Source organism: Burkholderia sp. Tr-20390 (assembly GCF_017104595.1).
Lineage (GTDB): Bacteria > Pseudomonadota > Gammaproteobacteria > Burkholderiales > Burkholderiaceae > Burkholderia.
In genome coordinates, this window is the sequence record NZ_JAAGPC010000207.1 from 1 (window position 1) to 14,323 (window position 14,323).

At 68.4% G+C, this 14,323-nt stretch carries 16 protein-coding genes and 1 pseudogene; 7 read left to right on the top strand and 10 right to left on the bottom strand.

Translation table 11 applies throughout. From position 1 onward, the window contains the following. The 6 genes from G3N98_RS33970 to pyk form a co-directional block, all read right to left on the bottom strand. Nucleotides 1–663: L-threonylcarbamoyladenylate synthase (locus tag G3N98_RS33970; RefSeq protein WP_206150609.1), on the bottom strand; the 663-nt coding region annotated here is incomplete at its 3' end. A gap of 11 nt (nt 664–674) precedes the next feature. Beyond that, entirely contained in the window at nt 675–1,871 is a 1,197-nt protein-coding gene (locus G3N98_RS33975; protein ID WP_175237420.1) for a 5-(carboxyamino)imidazole ribonucleotide synthase, read from the bottom strand. Between the two features lie 88 nt (nt 1,872–1,959). After that, on the bottom strand, nt 1,960–2,481 hold the full coding sequence (purE, locus tag G3N98_RS33980) for a 5-(carboxyamino)imidazole ribonucleotide mutase (protein WP_039360624.1): 522 nt from the start codon (nt 2,479–2,481) through the stop codon (nt 1,960–1,962). Nucleotides 2,482–2,497: 16 nt separating this feature from the next. Further along, nucleotides 2,498–3,388: a phosphoribosylaminoimidazolesuccinocarboxamide synthase gene (locus G3N98_RS33985; protein ID WP_089495549.1), complete on the bottom strand. Its 891-nt coding sequence runs from the start codon at nt 3,386–3,388 to the stop codon at nt 2,498–2,500. 223 nt (nt 3,389–3,611) lie between these two features. Next, complete coding sequence (gene fba / locus G3N98_RS33990; RefSeq protein WP_034189083.1) at nt 3,612–4,676, bottom strand: class II fructose-bisphosphate aldolase; 1,065 nt, start codon at nt 4,674–4,676, stop codon at nt 3,612–3,614. A 313-nt stretch (nt 4,677–4,989) separates the two neighbouring features. Then, nucleotides 4,990–6,426, bottom strand: coding sequence for a pyruvate kinase (gene pyk / locus G3N98_RS33995; RefSeq protein WP_039360687.1), 1,437 nt, complete (start codon nt 6,424–6,426; stop codon nt 4,990–4,992). Between pyk and G3N98_RS40265 the strand changes: the two genes are divergently transcribed. After that, the gene (locus G3N98_RS40265) at nt 6,425–6,553 is read left to right on the top strand and encodes a hypothetical protein (protein ID WP_256093618.1); all 129 of its coding nucleotides are present in this window, start codon (nt 6,425–6,427) and stop codon (nt 6,551–6,553) included. The genes pyk and G3N98_RS40265 overlap by 2 nt on opposite strands. A gap of 157 nt (nt 6,554–6,710) precedes the next feature. Here the strand turns inward: G3N98_RS40265 and G3N98_RS34000 are convergent, their stop codons facing one another. From G3N98_RS34000 to G3N98_RS34010, 3 genes are all read right to left on the bottom strand, one after another. Then, complete coding sequence (locus G3N98_RS34000; protein WP_069257480.1) at nt 6,711–7,907, bottom strand: phosphoglycerate kinase; 1,197 nt, start codon at nt 7,905–7,907, stop codon at nt 6,711–6,713. 280 nt (nt 7,908–8,187) lie between these two features. After that, entirely contained in the window at nt 8,188–8,511 is a 324-nt protein-coding gene (locus G3N98_RS34005; protein WP_206150610.1) for an AzlD domain-containing protein, read from the bottom strand. Further along, on the bottom strand, nt 8,508–9,263 hold the full coding sequence (locus G3N98_RS34010) for an AzlC family ABC transporter permease (protein ID WP_175237418.1): 756 nt from the start codon (nt 9,261–9,263) through the stop codon (nt 8,508–8,510). The genes G3N98_RS34005 and G3N98_RS34010 overlap by 4 nt, the downstream gene beginning before the upstream one ends. A 193-nt stretch (nt 9,264–9,456) precedes the next feature. Between G3N98_RS34010 and G3N98_RS34015 the strand changes: the two genes are divergently transcribed. The 6 genes from G3N98_RS34015 to G3N98_RS34040 all read left to right on the top strand — a co-directional run bounded on the left by G3N98_RS34015 (nt 9,457) and on the right by G3N98_RS34040 (nt 14,027). Continuing rightward, on the top strand, nt 9,457–10,380 hold the full coding sequence (locus G3N98_RS34015; protein ID WP_089473488.1) for a branched-chain amino acid transaminase: 924 nt from the start codon (nt 9,457–9,459) through the stop codon (nt 10,378–10,380). A gap of 50 nt (nt 10,381–10,430) precedes the next feature. Further along, nucleotides 10,431–10,625, top strand: a complete 195-nt coding sequence (locus G3N98_RS34020) for a zinc-finger domain-containing protein (RefSeq protein WP_006749970.1) — start codon at nt 10,431–10,433, stop codon at nt 10,623–10,625. Nucleotides 10,626–10,775: 150 nt separating this feature from the next. After that, nucleotides 10,776–11,813: a lipopolysaccharide heptosyltransferase II gene (gene waaF, locus G3N98_RS34025; RefSeq protein WP_039360609.1), complete on the top strand. Its 1,038-nt coding sequence runs from the start codon at nt 10,776–10,778 to the stop codon at nt 11,811–11,813. Nucleotides 11,814–11,928: 115 nt separating this feature from the next. Next, complete coding sequence (locus G3N98_RS34030) at nt 11,929–12,375, top strand: nuclear transport factor 2 family protein (RefSeq protein ID WP_006749968.1); 447 nt, start codon at nt 11,929–11,931, stop codon at nt 12,373–12,375. A 34-nt stretch (nt 12,376–12,409) separates the two neighbouring features. Continuing rightward, a complete protein-coding gene (locus G3N98_RS34035) occupies nt 12,410–13,447 on the top strand; it encodes a hydrolase (protein WP_089473489.1) in 1,038 nt (345 codons plus the stop codon). Continuing rightward, nucleotides 13,440–14,027, top strand: a complete 588-nt coding sequence (locus tag G3N98_RS34040; protein WP_089473490.1) for a DUF2946 family protein — start codon at nt 13,440–13,442, stop codon at nt 14,025–14,027. The genes G3N98_RS34035 and G3N98_RS34040 overlap by 8 nt, the downstream gene beginning before the upstream one ends. Nucleotides 14,028–14,060: 33 nt before the next feature. Here the strand turns inward: G3N98_RS34040 and G3N98_RS34045 are convergent. After that, nucleotides 14,061–14,323: pseudogene (locus G3N98_RS34045) on the bottom strand (M48 family peptidase); the annotation flags it as partial.

Sequence of the window (14,323 nt, forward strand, 5' to 3'; positions counted from 1 at the left end):
CCTGCCGTCCGGCAGTTGCGGTGCGCGACCGAGCACGGCGGCGATCTGCTGCGGCGTCACGTGGCCCGGGCGCAGCAGCGCCGGGAAGCCGCGCGACAGGTCCAGAATCGTCGATTCGATACCGACTTCCGATGCGCCGCCGTCGAGCACGTGCACGGTGTCGCCGAATTCGTCGCGTACGTGCTGCGCGGTGGTCGGGCTCACATGGCCAAACCGGTTCGCGGACGGCGCAGCCACGCCGCCATGCCCGCCGCGCCGCGCGCTGAACGCGGCCAGCAGCGCCTGTGCGACCGGATGCGACGGACAGCGCAGCCCGACCGAATCCTGGCCGCCGCTCACGGCGTCCGGGATGCGCGCGTGGCGCTTCAGGATCAGCGTCAGCGGGCCCGGCCAGAACGCATCGATCAACGCCTGCGCGTCGGCCGGCAGATCGTCGGCCCAGTAGCCGGGATCGCCGCCCGGCGGCAGATGCACGATCACCGGATGATTCGCGGGCCGCCCCTTCGCCGCGTAGATGCGCGCGACGGCCTCGGGATTCGCCGCATCGCCGCCGAGCCCGTAGACGGTTTCGGTCGGAAACGCGACGAGCTGGCCCGCGTCGAGCAACGCGGCGGCCGCGTCGATCTGAGCAGCCGTCACGGCGTTCGGGAGATCGATGGACATCGGCTGGCGTCTCAGTCGAGCGGCACGCGCAGCAGCTGCGCGCACGCGGTGGCCGCGGCAACGGCTTCGTCGCGCGTTTCGGCCGTGAAGTTCACGTGGCCCATCTTGCGGCCGACGCGCGCGTCTTCCTTGCCGTACAGGTGCAGGTGCGCGGTCGGCATCGCCGCGACCGTGTCCCACGGCGGCGTGACGGCATCGGCCGCCGCACCGTTCGGGAACCACACGTCGCCGAGGATGTTCAGCATCGCGGCCGGCGAATGCTGGCGCGGGTTGCCGAGCGGCATGCGCGTCATGGCACGCACCTGCTGCTCGAACTGGCTCGTTGCGCACGCATCGACCGTGTAGTGGCCGGAATTGTGCGGGCGCGGCGCCATCTCGTTCGCGACGAACGAACCGTCTTCCAGCACGAAGAATTCGACGCACAGCACGCCGACGTAGCCGAGCGTATCGGCGATCCGCACGGCGGCCTGCTGCGCCGCTTCGACACGCGCGGCATCGGCGGCCGGCGCGGGCACGACCGTCAGCGCGAGGATGCCGTTGTGGTGCGCATTCTGCGCGAGCGGGAACGCGGCCGAGCGGCCGTCCGCGCCACGCGCGATCAGCGCCGACACTTCGTATTTCAGCGGCAGGCGCTTTTCGAGCACGCACGGCACGCCGTTCAGCGCCGCATGCGCGTCGCGCGCTTCCTGTGCGGTGCTCACGCGCACCTGGCCCTTGCCGTCGTAGCCGAGGCGCGCCGTCTTCAGGATGCCCGGCAGCACCGCGTCGAGCGCGGCATCGTCGAGCGCGGCGAGCGCCGCCGACGATTCGATCACGACGTGCGGCGCGACGGGCACGCCCGACGCTTCGATGAAGCGCTTCTCCGCGATCCGGTCCTGCGCGACCGCGACACAGCGGCCGGCCGGTGCGACGAACGTCGTGCGCGCGAGGAAATCGAGGCTCGCGGCCGGCACGTTCTCGAACTCCGTCGATACCGCGTCGCACAGGTCGGCCAGTTCGGCGAGCGCGGCTTCGTCGTCGTAGGCCGCGCGCAGGTGGCGGTCGGCGACCGCGCCGGCGGGGCTCGTCGGATCGGGATCGAGCACGGCGACGCGATAGCCCATCGACTGGGCGGCAAAGCAGAACATGCGGCCGAGCTGGCCACCGCCGACCATGCCAAGCCACGCGCCGGGCAGGATCGGGGAAACGGAATCAGGAGTTGCGGTCATGTCAGTGGTCGGTCGCGGCGGGCGCTGCCCGCCGCAAGTGGGGAGGTCAGGCAGCCGCCCGAATGGCCGGGCGGCCGCCGGTGCGCCGTCATTCCAGCGGCGGCAGCACCATCGCGTGCGCGGCTTCGTTCTGGCGCACGCGGAACGCGGCGAGGCGGTTCGCATAGTCGACCGAGTTGCCGGACAGGATCGACACCGCGAACAGCGCGGCATTTGCAGCGCCGGCCTCGCCGATCGCGAACGTCGCGACGGGCACGCCCTTCGGCATCTGCACGATCGAGTGCAGCGAATCGACACCCTTCAGGTACTTGCTCGCGACCGGCACGCCGAGCACCGGCACCGTGGTCTTCGCGGCCAGCATGCCGGGCAGGTGCGCGGCGCCGCCGGCGCCCGCGATGATCGCGCGCAGCCCGCGCTCGCGCGCCTTCTCCGCATAGTCGAACATCTCGTCGGGCATCCGGTGCGCGGACACGACCTTCGCTTCGTACGGCACGCCGAATTCCTGCAGGATGGCGACCGCATGCTTCATCACGTCCCAGTCGGAACTCGAACCCATCAGCACGCCGACGAGCGGCGCGCTGTGCGTGTGGGCAGTCTGAACTTCGCTCATGTGTTCCGTTCCCCGATCAGGCCAGCGACTGGCCCGTGATGCGCTCGAGCGCTTCCTGGTACTTCGCGGCCGTCTTCTCGACCACGTCGGCCGGCAGTGCCGGCGCCGGCGCCGTCTTGCCCCACGGCTGCGCCTCGAGCCAGTCGCGCACGAACTGCTTGTCGAACGACGGCGGGTTCGTGCCGACTTCGTACTGGTCGGCCGGCCAGAAGCGCGACGAATCGGCGGTCAGCACTTCGTCCATCAGGTACAGCTGGCCGTGGTTGTCGAGGCCGAATTCGAACTTCGTGTCGGCGATGATGATGCCGCGCGTGGCCGCGTAGTCGGCCGCTTCCTTGTACAGCTTGATCGAGATGTCGCGGATCGTCGCGGCCAGCTCGGTGCCGATGCGGCGCTCGGTTTCCTCGAACGTGATGTTCTCGTCGTGCTCGCCCATCTCGGCCTTCGCGGCCGGCGTGAAGATCGGCTCGGGCAGCTTCTGCGCGTTCTGCAGGCCTTCCGGCAGCTGCACGCCGCACACGGCGCCCGACGCCTGGTATTCCTTCCAGCCGCTGCCGGCCAGGTAGCCGCGCACGACCGCTTCGATCATGATCGGCTCGAGGCGCTTGACGACCACGCCGCGGCCCTTCACCTGCTCGACCTCGTCGGCCGCGACGACGGCTTCCGGCGCGTCGCCCGTCAGGTGGTTCGGCACGATGTGCGCGAGCTTGTCGAACCAGAAGTTCGCCATCTGGTTCAGCACGCGGCCCTTGTTCGGAATCGGCTCGCCCATCACCACGTCGAATGCCGACAGGCGATCGGTCGTGACGATCAGGAGCTTGTCGTTGCCGACCGCGTAGTTATCGCGGACCTTGCCGCGACCGAGGAGCGGCAGCGAGCGGAGCGTGGATTCGTAGAGGGTAGACATCGTCTTTTCGCAGATAAGGAGCCAAACAAAAAGGGAAACGCCGTTCCCCGCGGCAGGCGGGAACGGCGGTCTTGCAATACGTCGGCGAACCGCCGGGCGACGGCGCCCGGGCGGTTGCCGGCCGGCCCTCGTTCGGCCGGACGGAGCAGCTGCGGGGCCGGATCAGATCCGGCCGGACAGCCTTGCCGTTGCCCACATCGGGCGCGGCAATCGTACTACAGTCTCAGCGCACGACCTGTGCGAGCGCGCCGGACTTGTACTGCTCGGCGATCTTGTCGAGCGCCACCGGCTTGATCTTGCCGGCCTGGCCTTCGCAGCCGAACGCGAGGTAGCGGTCGACGCAGACCTGCTTCGCCGCTTCGCGCGCGGGCTTCAGGTAGTCGCGCGGATCGAACTTGCCCGGGTTCTCGAACAGGTAGCGGCGGATCGCACCGGTGATCGCCAGACGCAGGTCGGTGTCGATGTTGATCTTGCGCACGCCGTGCTTGATGCCTTCCTGGATTTCCTCGACCGGCACGCCGTAGGTTTCCTTCATGTCGCCGCCGAATTCGCGGATCTCGGCCAGCAGTTCCTGCGGCACCGACGACGAACCGTGCATCACCAGGTGGGTGTTCGGGATGCGCGCGTGGATTTCCTTGATGCGCTGGATCGACAGGATGTCGCCCGTCGGCTTCTTCGAGAACTTGTACGCGCCGTGCGACGTGCCGATCGCGATCGCGAGCGCATCGCACTGCGTGAGCTTCACGAAGTCGGCGGCCTGCTCCGGATCGGTCAGCAGCTGCTCGCGGGTCATCGTGCCTTCCGCGCCGTGGCCGTCTTCCTTGTCGCCCTTCATCGTCTCGAGCGAGCCGAGCACGCCGAGCTCGGCTTCGACCGTCACGCCGATCGAGTGCGCCATCTCGACGACCTTGCGCGACACGTCGACGTTGTACTCGTACGATGCGACCGTCTTGCCGTCGGCTTCCAGCGAACCGTCCATCATCACGCTGGTGAAGCCGCTGCGGATCGCGGCCATGCAGACTGCCGGCGACTGGCCGTGATCCTGGTGCATCACGACCGGGATGTGCGGGTACGACTCGACCGCTGCTTCGATCAGGTGGCGCAGGAACGGCTCGCCCGCGTACTTACGCGCGCCGGCCGATGCCTGCATGATCACGGGCGCGCCGACCTGGTCCGCCGCCGCCATGATCGCCTGGACCTGTTCCAGGTTGTTCACGTTGAAGGCCGGCAGGCCGTAACCGTGTTCTGCCGCGTGGTCCAGCAATTGACGCATTGATACGAGAGGCATTGTGGAACTCCATGGAATGAAAACCGGTGCGCCCTGACGCCGGCGCGGCGCTCGCTCCCGGTCGAACCCGGGGTGGCGCGGCGCGGCTGAGCGTCGAATAGCCGCATTTTATCGCGAAGCGCCTCCGATTCCGACCGCCCGGTGGCGCCGACTCGCAATTTGTTACGTTCGCACGGCACAATGCGGGCAAAAATGAGAAAAAAAGCCGCGCGGGGCTTCGGACCCCACGCGGCTTTCGCGCGAAAAACGGTGCCGGATCGATTTTTCAGCCGACCGGGGCGGCCGGCAGGCCGGCCCGAGGTTCAGCAGGCGCTCAATAGTGCTCGCCGACCCGCACGATCTTCAGCGTGTTGGTGCCGCCCGCCTGCCCCATCGGCTCGCCGACGGTCAGCACGACCATGTCGCCGTGCTGCACGTAGCCCTGCTTGACGACGATTTCGAGCGCCGCCTGCAGCGCCGAGTCGCGGTCGCTGTTGAAGTCGACGTGCAGCGGCGTCACGTTGCGGTACAGCGCCATCGTGCGCTCGCTGCCGACGCGCGGCGTCAGCGCGAAGATCGGCACGTGCGTGTAGTGACGCGACATCCACAGCGCGGTCGCGCCCGATTCGGTCAGCGCGATGATCGCCTTCGCCCCCAGGTGGTACGCGGTGAACAGCGCGCCCATCGCGATCGACTGGTCGATCCGCGTGAACGTGCGGTCGAGGAAATCCTTGTCCAGCTCGACTTCTTCCGACTTTTCCGCCTCGACGCACACGGCCGCCATCGTCTCGATCGTGACGACCGGATACTTGCCGGCGGCCGTCTCGGCCGACAGCATCACCGCGTCGGTGCCGTCGAGCACCGCGTTCGCGACGTCCGACACTTCCGCGCGGGTCGGCACCGGCGCGTGGATCATCGATTCCATCATCTGCGTCGCGGTGATCACGAGCTTGTTCGACTCGCGCGCCATCCGGATCATGCGCTTCTGCAGCGCCGGCACGGCCGCGTTGCCCACTTCCACCGCGAGGTCGCCACGCGCGACCATGATGCCGTCGGACGCGTCGAGAATGCTTTGCAGCGCCGGAATCGCTTCCGCACGCTCGATCTTCGCGATCATCTTCGGCTTGATGCCGTACGGCGCGCCCGCGATGTTCGCGAGCTGGCGCGCCATTTCCATGTCGGTCGCGTTCTTCGGGAACGACACCGCCACCAGGTCCGCGCCGAGCGACATCGCGGTGCGGATGTCTTCCATGTCCTTCGCGGTCAGCGCGGGCGCCGACAGCCCGCCGCCCTGGCGGTTGATGCCCTTGTTGTTCGACAGCTCGCCGCCCACCTTGACGATCGTGTGGATCTCGTCGCCGAGCACGCGCTCGACGGTCAGCACGATCAGGCCGTCGTTCAGCAGCAGCAGGTCGCCCGTGCGCAGGTCACGCGGCAGCTCCTTGTAGTCGAGCCCGACGCGCTCGTCGTTGCCCAGCTCGCAGCCCGCGTCGAGGATGAAGGCCTGGCCCGGCTCGAGCGTCGTCTTGCCGTTCTCGAACTTGCCGACGCGGATCTTCGGGCCCTGGAGGTCGGCCATGATCGCGATCTCGCGGCCGACCTTGCGGGCGGCCTCGCGCACCATCTCGGCGCGCTGGCGGTGATCGTCGGCCGTGCCGTGCGAAAAATTGAGCCGCACGACGTCGAGGCCCGCCTGCATCATCTGCAGCAGAATCTCCGGCGAACTGGAAGCCGGGCCGATCGTGGCGACTATCTTGGTGGCGCGCTGCATGAAACTCCTCATCTGGATCAAGGTGGATGCGCTGGGTGAAACGCTGCGAGAGCCGGAAGCGGCAGGCCCAGCGGCCGCCGCTCCGGGGGGCGTGCCGGTGCTTGCGCCCGGCATCGCTTTGTTCTGAATCTCGTGGTGCTGCTCGGCCGCGTCGCCGGCGGCCGCCGGTGCGCGCGGGGCGGAGTTCGCCCGCGTGGGCGCGCGTTTGCGCTTGCCCGCGCCGGCCGTCGGCTCCGCTTTCGCGGAGCGCGCGGCCTTCGTCACCCCTGCGCGCGCCGCCACGCTCAGGCCGCCCGCGTTTCCAGCACTTCCACCGCCGGCAGCTTCTTCCCCTCGAGGAACTCGAGGAAGGCGCCGCCGCCCGTCGAGATGTAGCTGACCTGGTCATGGATGCCGTACTTCGCGATGGCCGCGAGCGTGTCGCCGCCGCCCGCGATCGAGAACGCGGACGATTTGGCGATCGCTTCGGCGAGCGTCTTGGTGCCGTTGCCGAACTGGTCGAACTCGAACACGCCGACCGGGCCGTTCCACACGATCGTGCCGGCCTTCTCGAGCTGGCTCGCGAGCGCCTTGGCGGTATCCGGGCCGATGTCGAGGATCATGTCGTCCGCTTCGATGTCGGCGACCTGCTTCACCGTGGCCGCGGCCGTCGGCGAGAATTCCTTGGCCGTCACGACGTCGGTCGGGATCGGCACCGATGCGCCGCGCTCGCGCGCTTCGTCGATGATCGCCTTCGCCTCGTTGACGAGGTCGGCTTCCGCAAGCGACTTGCCGATCGACAGGCCGGCCGCGAGCATGAACGTGTTCGCGATGCCGCCGCCGACGATCAGCTGGTCGACCTTGCCGGCCAGCGACTTCAGGATCGTGAGCTTGGTCGACACCTTCGAGCCGGCGACGATCGCCACCAGCGGGCGGGCCGGGTTGCCGAGCGCCTTGCCGAGCGCGTCGAGTTCGGCGGCCAGCAGCGGGCCCGCGCACGCGACCGGCGCGTACTTCGCGATCCCGTGGGTGGTCGCTTCCGCGCGGTGCGCGGTGCCGAACGCGTCGTTCACGTACACGTCGCAGAGCTTCGCCATCTTCTGCGCGAGCTCGTCCGAATTCTTCTTCTCGCCCTTGTTCACGCGGCAGTTCTCGAGCAGCACGACCTGGCCCGGCGCGACGTTCACGCCGTTCTCGACCCAGTTCGACACGAGCGGCACGTCACGGCCGAGCAGCTCGGCGAGGCGCTTCGCGACCGGCGCGAGCGAATCTTCCGGCTTGAATTCGCCCTCGGTCGGGCGGCCGAGGTGCGACGTGACCATCACGGCCGCGCCGGCGTCGAGCGCGGCCTGGATGGCCGGCACGGACGCGCGCACGCGCGTGTCTTCGGTGATGTTGCCCTGGTCGTCCTGCGGGACGTTCAGGTCGGCACGGATGAATACCCGCTTGCCGGCGAGCTGGCCGGCGGCGATCAGGTCGGTAAGACGCTTGACTTGGCTCATGTTGGACAAATTGAAGTAGTGGATGGGGAAAGGGGGTTCACGCTGGACGTGCGCGGGCTGCCGCGAAAGGGCGCCGGATGCGGCCGTGGCTGGCGGTTCGCATGACGCGCACGGGTAAAAAATCTCGAACGGGCATTCTAGCCGATCCACCCGGCAGACTGACCCGCGGGCGGCGAATTCCGCCTATTTGGGATCGCGCGCGGGAACGGACCCATTGCCGCAACGCAGCAATGCACGCGCGCAAGCGGCCGGTTACCCGGCGGGCCTGAGCGGCGGCCCATCAGAAGACCAGGCGCAGCCCGGTGAAGACGAGCATCCCGACGACGATCGTGCCGAGCATGCTGCGCCGCCACAGGAACCAGCCGAGGCCGGCGAGCGCCGCGTAGAACGGATGGTTGGACAACGCGAACGACAGCCCGGCCGGCGTTTCGAGCACGTCGGGCAGCACGACGGCGACCAGTGCCGCCGCCGGCGCGTAGCGCATTGCGCGCTGCGCGCGCTCGGGCAGCACGGTGCGTTCGCCGCCGATCAGGAACAGCGCGCGCGTGACGGCCGTGACGATCGTCATCCCGATGATGACGATCCAGATTTCCGTCTCGCTCAATCGATTTCCTTTTCGTGCACGGTTTCGGTGCGGATGCGCCGCCAGTCGGCCCGCTCGACGAAGAAATCGGCCGTGCAGCCGGCCGCGAGCGCGGCGAGCACCGCGAGCGGCAGCGCGAGGCGGTACGGCAGGTCGAACGCGATGAGCGACACGACACCGGCGACCGCGACGGCCGCGAGCGTCGAGCGGTTCGCGACCGCCGACACCATGATGGGGATCAGCGCGAGCGTGCCGGCCAGTTCCAGCCCCCAGCTCGCGGGAAAGAAGCTCGCGAGCAGGATGCCAGCGAGCGACGACACCTGCCACGACAGCCAGCTCGCGAGCGCCATCCCCCAGAAATACGCTTCCTTGCCGGGCACGTGGCCGTACGCGAAGCCCTGTTTCTGGAACAGCAGGTAGATCACGTCGCCGTTGAAATAGCCGATCGCGAGGCGCCGCCACAGCGGCAGGTAGGAAAAATGGGGAGCAAGCCCGGCGCTGAAGATCACGAAGCGCGTGTTGACCATCGCGGCCGTGAGCAGGATGGTCCAGATCGGCAGCTTCGCCGCGAGGAGCGGCAGCACCGCGAGCTGCGACGAGCCCGCGTAGACCAGCAGCGACATCGCGCTCGCCTGCCAGAGGGTCATGACCGACTTGCTCATCGCGATGCCGGTGACGAGCCCCCACGAGAAAATCGCCATCAGCGTCGGGGAATAGTCGCGCGCGCCCTGGATCAGCGCGAAGCGGTCGGTGGCGGACAATCGAGCGAGCATGGGAAGCGGGCCGCAGCGGGCGGTTCGTCGGGGCGCCGGCGCCTCCTGCCGGGTCGACCCTTCGTTATTGGAATCGGTACCGGGCGATTATAGCGCCGGCCCCGCGCCGACCGACCGGATCGCCTTCAAATGACGCTAAAATATGCGTCTTTCCGGCTCAACGCTGCATACAACCGCATCCCAGGAGAAATCTATGTCAATGGCCGACCGCGACGGCAAGATCTGGATGGACGGCAAGCTGATCGACTGGCGCGACGCCAAGATCCACGTCCTGACCCACACGCTGCACTACGGCATGGGCGTCTTCGAGGGCGTGCGCGCGTACAAGTCGGCCGACGGCAGCACCGCGATCTTCCGCCTGTACGAGCACACGAAACGTCTGCTGAATTCGGCGAAGATCTTCCAGATGGACGTGCCGTTCGACCGGGAAACGCTCGAAGCCGCGCAACTCGAAGTCGTGCGCGAGAACCAGCTCGAGTCGTGCTACCTGCGCCCGATCATCTGGGTCGGTTCGGAAAAGCTCGGCGTGGCCGCGAAGGGCAACACGATCCACGTCGCGATCGCCGCATGGCCGTGGGGCGCGTACCTCGGCGAGGAAGGCCTCGCGAAGGGCATCCGCGTGAAGACGTCGTCGTTCACGCGCCACCACGTGAACGTGTCGATGGTGCGCGCGAAGGCGTCGGGCTGGTACGTGAACTCGATCCTCGCGAACCAGGAAGCCACCGCGGACGGCTACGACGAAGCGCTGCTGCTCGACGTCGACGGCTACGTGTCGGAAGGCTCCGGCGAGAACTTCTTCCTGGTGAACAACGGCAAGCTGTACACGCCCGACCTGTCGTCGTGCCTCGACGGCATCACGCGCGATACCGTCATCACGCTCGCGAAGGACGCCGGCATCGAGGTCATCGAGAAGCGCATCACGCGCGACGAGGTCTACACGGCCGACGAGGCGTTCTTCACCGGCACGGCCGCTGAAGTCACGCCGATCCGCGAGCTCGACAACCGCACGATCGGCAGCGGCGCGCGCGGCCCCGTCACGGAAAAGCTCCAGTCGGCGTTTTTCGATATCGTGTCGGGCAAGAACGCGAAGTACGCGAACTGGCTGACGAAGGTCTGAGCGCGCCGCGCCACCGACCGCCCCACAAAAGAGTGATAAGAGAAAGTCTCATGAGTGAAATCAAGGAAATGCCGCTGGTCGAGCTGACGGCCAAGGATCTTCCCGCGTACTGCCCGAACCCGGCCATGGCGCGCTGGAGCGCCCACCCGCGCGTCTTCATCGACGTCTCGCACGGCGAGGCACGCTGCCCGTACTGCGGCACGCGCTACAAGCTGCGTGACGGCGAGGTCGTCAAGGGCCACTGAGCCCCGGCGGCCGGGCCTGCAGGCTGATGCAGGCCCGGCGCCCGCCCAGGCGGCGCAGCCGGATTGCCGGCGCGCCGCCGTTCTCCATTCTGGCAACCCGAACGCGGCGCCTGAGCGCCGTGCTTCATTACGACATCGGAAGTCGACCTGATGCGTCGAGCGCTGGTTATCGCACCGAACTGGATCGGTGACGCATTGATGGCGCAGCCGCTTTTTGCGCTGCTGAAGAAAAACCATCCCCGCATCGCGATCGATGCCGTCGCGCCCTCGTGGGTCGCGCCCGTGCTCGAGCGGATGCCCGAGATCCACGATGTCTACGCGACCGATCTCGCGCACGGCAAGCTGCAACTGCTGCGCCGCTGGCAGCTCGCGAGCGACCTGCGCGACGTCGGCTACGACGCGGCGTACGTGCTGCCGAACTCGCTGAAATCCGCGGTGATCCCGTGGCTCGCGAACATCCCGCTGCGGGTCGGCTACACGGGCGAGCACCGCTACGGGCTGCTGAACGTGCGGCACGCGAACCCGGACAAATCGGGCGAGCGGCCGCCGATGACGGCCCACTATGCGGCGCTCGCGTACGCGCCGGGCGCGAAGCTGCCCGAGTCGATGAAGACGCTGCCCGCGCCGCGCCTCGACGCCGATCTCAACGAGACGGCGCGCGTGTCCGCCCGTTTCAATCTCGATACACGCAAGCCGCTCGTCGTGTTCTGCCCGGGCGCGGAATACGGCCCGGCCAAGCGCTGGCCGCCCGAGCATTTCGCGTCGCTCGCCACCATCGTCCACCAGTCGTTCCCGTACACGCAGATCGTCGCGCTCGGCTCGCAGAAGGACGCCGCGGCCGCGCAGGCGATCGCCGACCACGCGCCGAACGTGCGCAATCTGTGCGGACAGACGTCGCTGTCGGAGGCGTGCGCGCTGATCGCGCGCGCGAACGCGGTGGTCACCAACGATTCGGGGCTGATGCACGTTGCCGCCGCGCTACGCCGGCCGCTCGTCGCGCTGTACGGATCGACCGATCCGCGCCACACCCCTCCGCTGTCGGACCTGGCGAAGGTACAATGGCTTCATCTCGAATGCAGTCCCTGCTTCGAACGCGAGTGCCCGCTCGGCCACCTGAAGTGCCTGCGCGAACTCGGTCCCGAGCAGGTATTCGGCGATTTGCGCGGCATGCTCGTCGGGCAGCGCTGACCCTGGCCGGCAGCGTCGCACGGCGCGCCGGGCAATCCGATTCACCGGTGTACGGCGGCTCCATCCGGGCCGCCGTGCTGAATACGGCGCGCGACGCGCGCGAGAGATAACCCCGATGCCACGTTTTGCCCGCCTCTTCGAAGCCGCCGCCGATACGCTGAACGCCTACTACCAGGCCGTCGCCGATGCCAATCTCGACGCGCTGCTGGGACTGTGGATCGACGAGGATTTCGCCAGCTGCGTATGGGCGGACGGCGAGCATCTGCACGGCCTCGACCAGATCCGCAGCGGGCTCGCCAACCGGCTCGCCACGCGCCCCGTGACGATCGAGCCGCTCGACATCCGCGTGTACGACAGCCTCGGCACGGTCGTCTATACGATCGCCGAAGCGCATCAGCAGGCCGACCTGACGGCCGAACCCGACATGGTTTTCGCGACGTACGTGATGATTCACGAACGTGGCGAATGGCGCATCGCGCACATTCACGCGAGCCCGATTCCCGAACAAGCGGCCGGACAATTCGCCGCGAAGATCCGTCATGGGCAGGGTCCGCTGCACTGACGAAAAGACGAAGCAACGCATACGCGGGGCGATCATGAGTACGGCTTCTCCGCCCACCTCGCCGCTGACCGGGGCCCCGGCCCCCGACGACGACATACTGCGCTATCGCGCACCACGCTGGCTGCCCAACAGCCATGCGCAAACCATCGTGCCCGCGCTGTTCGCGCGGCGTCCCGTCGTCGCTTACCGACGAGAGCGATGGGAAACCCCCGATCACGACTTCATCGATCTCGACTGGGTCGCGCATCTCGACAGCGCGGCGCCGGCGCCCGATGCGCCGCTGTTCGTGCTGTTCCACGGCCTCGAAGGCAGCTCCGGCTCGCACTACGCGCTCGCGATGATGGCCGCCGCACGCGCGAAGGGCTGGCACGCCGTCGTGCCGCACTTCCGCAGTTGCAGCGGCGAGATCAACCGCCAGCCGCGCTTCTACCATCTCGCCGATAGCGCCGAAGTCGACTGGATCCTGCGCCGGCTCGCCGCGCAGCATCGCGGGCCGCTCGTCGCGGCCGGTGTGTCGCTCGGCGGCAACGTGCTGCTGCGCTGGCTCGGCGAGCATCGCAGCGACACGTCGATCCTGCGGGCGGCCGCCGCGATCTCGACGCCGATCGACGTGCACGCCGGCGGGCGCGCGCTGTCGCAAGGCTTTGCGATGGTCTACACGCGCAGCTTCCTGAAGACGCTCAAGCGCAAGGCACTCGCGAAGCTCGACCAGTACCCGGGGCTGTTCGACCGCGAAGCGATGCTGCAGGCCGTGACGATGCGCGACTTCGACGAGGTCGTGACCGCGCCGCTGCACGGTTTCGCGAACGCCGACGACTACTGGACGAAGGCGACGACACGGCCGCTGCTGCCCGCGATCGACGTGCCGACGCTGATCCTCAACGCCCGCAACGACCCGTTCCTGCCTGAATCGGCGCTGCCGGGCCCGGCCGACGTATCGCCGGCCGTCGAGCTCGACCAGCCCGCGGCCGGCGGGCACGCGGGATTCATGACCGGGCCGTTCCCCGGCCGCCTCGACTGGCTGTCGGCGCGGGTGTTCGGCTATTGCTCCAAATTCGTCGACCATGGATGACATCGTCAGGCAGGCCCTCGCCAAGTGGCCGAACGTGCCGCACTGTACCGGCTGGCTGCTGCTCGACCGGCGCGGCGAATGGCGGCTGCGCGACGACGCGGCTCAGGCGGCCGGCGAACTCGGCTCGCCGATCCGGCATGCGGCGCTGAACGCGTTCATCGGCCGCAACTACGAATGCGACGCGCAAGGCCAGTGGTTCTTCCAGAACGGGCCGCAGCGCGTGTACGTCGAGCTCGCCTATACACCGTGGGTCGTCCGGCTCGCCGAGCGCGACGGGCAGCTCACGCTCACCGACCAGACCGGCGCGCCGTTCGAACCGGACGAAGCCTGGCTCGACGACGCGGGTGGCGTGCTGTTTCGCGCGGCCGGCACGCCGCCGCGCATCGCGGCGCTGCACGATCACGATCTCGGGCTGTTCGCCGATCATGCGGATTTCGATGCCGCGCCGCCCGTGCTGTGCTGGCGCGACGGCCGCACGCTGCCGCTCGGCAGCATCGTCGGTGCGGACGTGCCCGCGCGGTTCGGCTACGTCGCAAGCCCGGCGCAGCAGGCCCGCAATACAGCTGACAGCGGCAACTGATCCGCAGCGGCCGCGCTTCCCGAGTATCGGCCGCTACCCGCGGCCGTTCTTCTCGTCCTCGCGCTCTTCCTTGTAGCGCGCCTCGAATTCCAGCAGCCGCGCGCCGATCATCGACTGCTCGTAGAACGACACGTCCTTCGCGTCGCGCGCTTCCTTCAGCTGGCGAATCGCCGACGGCCACGCGCCGTCGAGCGCGAGCTTCTCCGCGAGCGCGCGGCGCCGCGCCAGCAGGTCACCCTTGCCGTCGCTCGCCTTCGCGAGATAGTCCCACCAGTCCGGCTGCTCGGGGTCGGCCT

Bases quoted from the DNA above. Each gene is read 5' to 3' on its own strand.
- G3N98_RS33975 (WP_175237420.1), bottom strand. From the start codon at position 1,871: ATGACCGCAACTCCTGATTCCGTTTCCCCGATCCTGCCCGGCGCGTGG.
- purE (WP_039360624.1), bottom strand. From the start codon at position 2,481: ATGAGCGAAGTTCAGACTGCCCACACGCACAGCGCGCCGCTCGTCGGC.
- G3N98_RS33985 (WP_089495549.1), bottom strand. From the start codon at position 3,388: ATGTCTACCCTCTACGAATCCACGCTCCGCTCGCTGCCGCTCCTCGGT.
- fba (WP_034189083.1), bottom strand. From the start codon at position 4,676: ATGCCTCTCGTATCAATGCGTCAATTGCTGGACCACGCGGCAGAACAC.
- G3N98_RS40265 (WP_256093618.1), top strand. From the start codon at position 6,425: ATGAAACTCCTCATCTGGATCAAGGTGGATGCGCTGGGTGAAACGCTG.
- pyk (WP_039360687.1), bottom strand. From the start codon at position 6,426: ATGCAGCGCGCCACCAAGATAGTCGCCACGATCGGCCCGGCTTCCAGT.
- G3N98_RS34000 (WP_069257480.1), bottom strand. From the start codon at position 7,907: ATGAGCCAAGTCAAGCGTCTTACCGACCTGATCGCCGCCGGCCAGCTC.
- G3N98_RS34010 (WP_175237418.1), bottom strand. From the start codon at position 9,263: ATGCTCGCTCGATTGTCCGCCACCGACCGCTTCGCGCTGATCCAGGGC.
- G3N98_RS34015 (WP_089473488.1), top strand. From the start codon at position 9,457: ATGTCAATGGCCGACCGCGACGGCAAGATCTGGATGGACGGCAAGCTG.
- G3N98_RS34020 (WP_006749970.1), top strand. From the start codon at position 10,431: ATGAGTGAAATCAAGGAAATGCCGCTGGTCGAGCTGACGGCCAAGGAT.
- waaF (WP_039360609.1), top strand. From the start codon at position 10,776: ATGCGTCGAGCGCTGGTTATCGCACCGAACTGGATCGGTGACGCATTG.
- G3N98_RS34030 (WP_006749968.1), top strand. From the start codon at position 11,929: ATGCCACGTTTTGCCCGCCTCTTCGAAGCCGCCGCCGATACGCTGAAC.
- G3N98_RS34035 (WP_089473489.1), top strand. From the start codon at position 12,410: ATGAGTACGGCTTCTCCGCCCACCTCGCCGCTGACCGGGGCCCCGGCC.
- G3N98_RS34040 (WP_089473490.1), top strand. From the start codon at position 13,440: ATGGATGACATCGTCAGGCAGGCCCTCGCCAAGTGGCCGAACGTGCCG.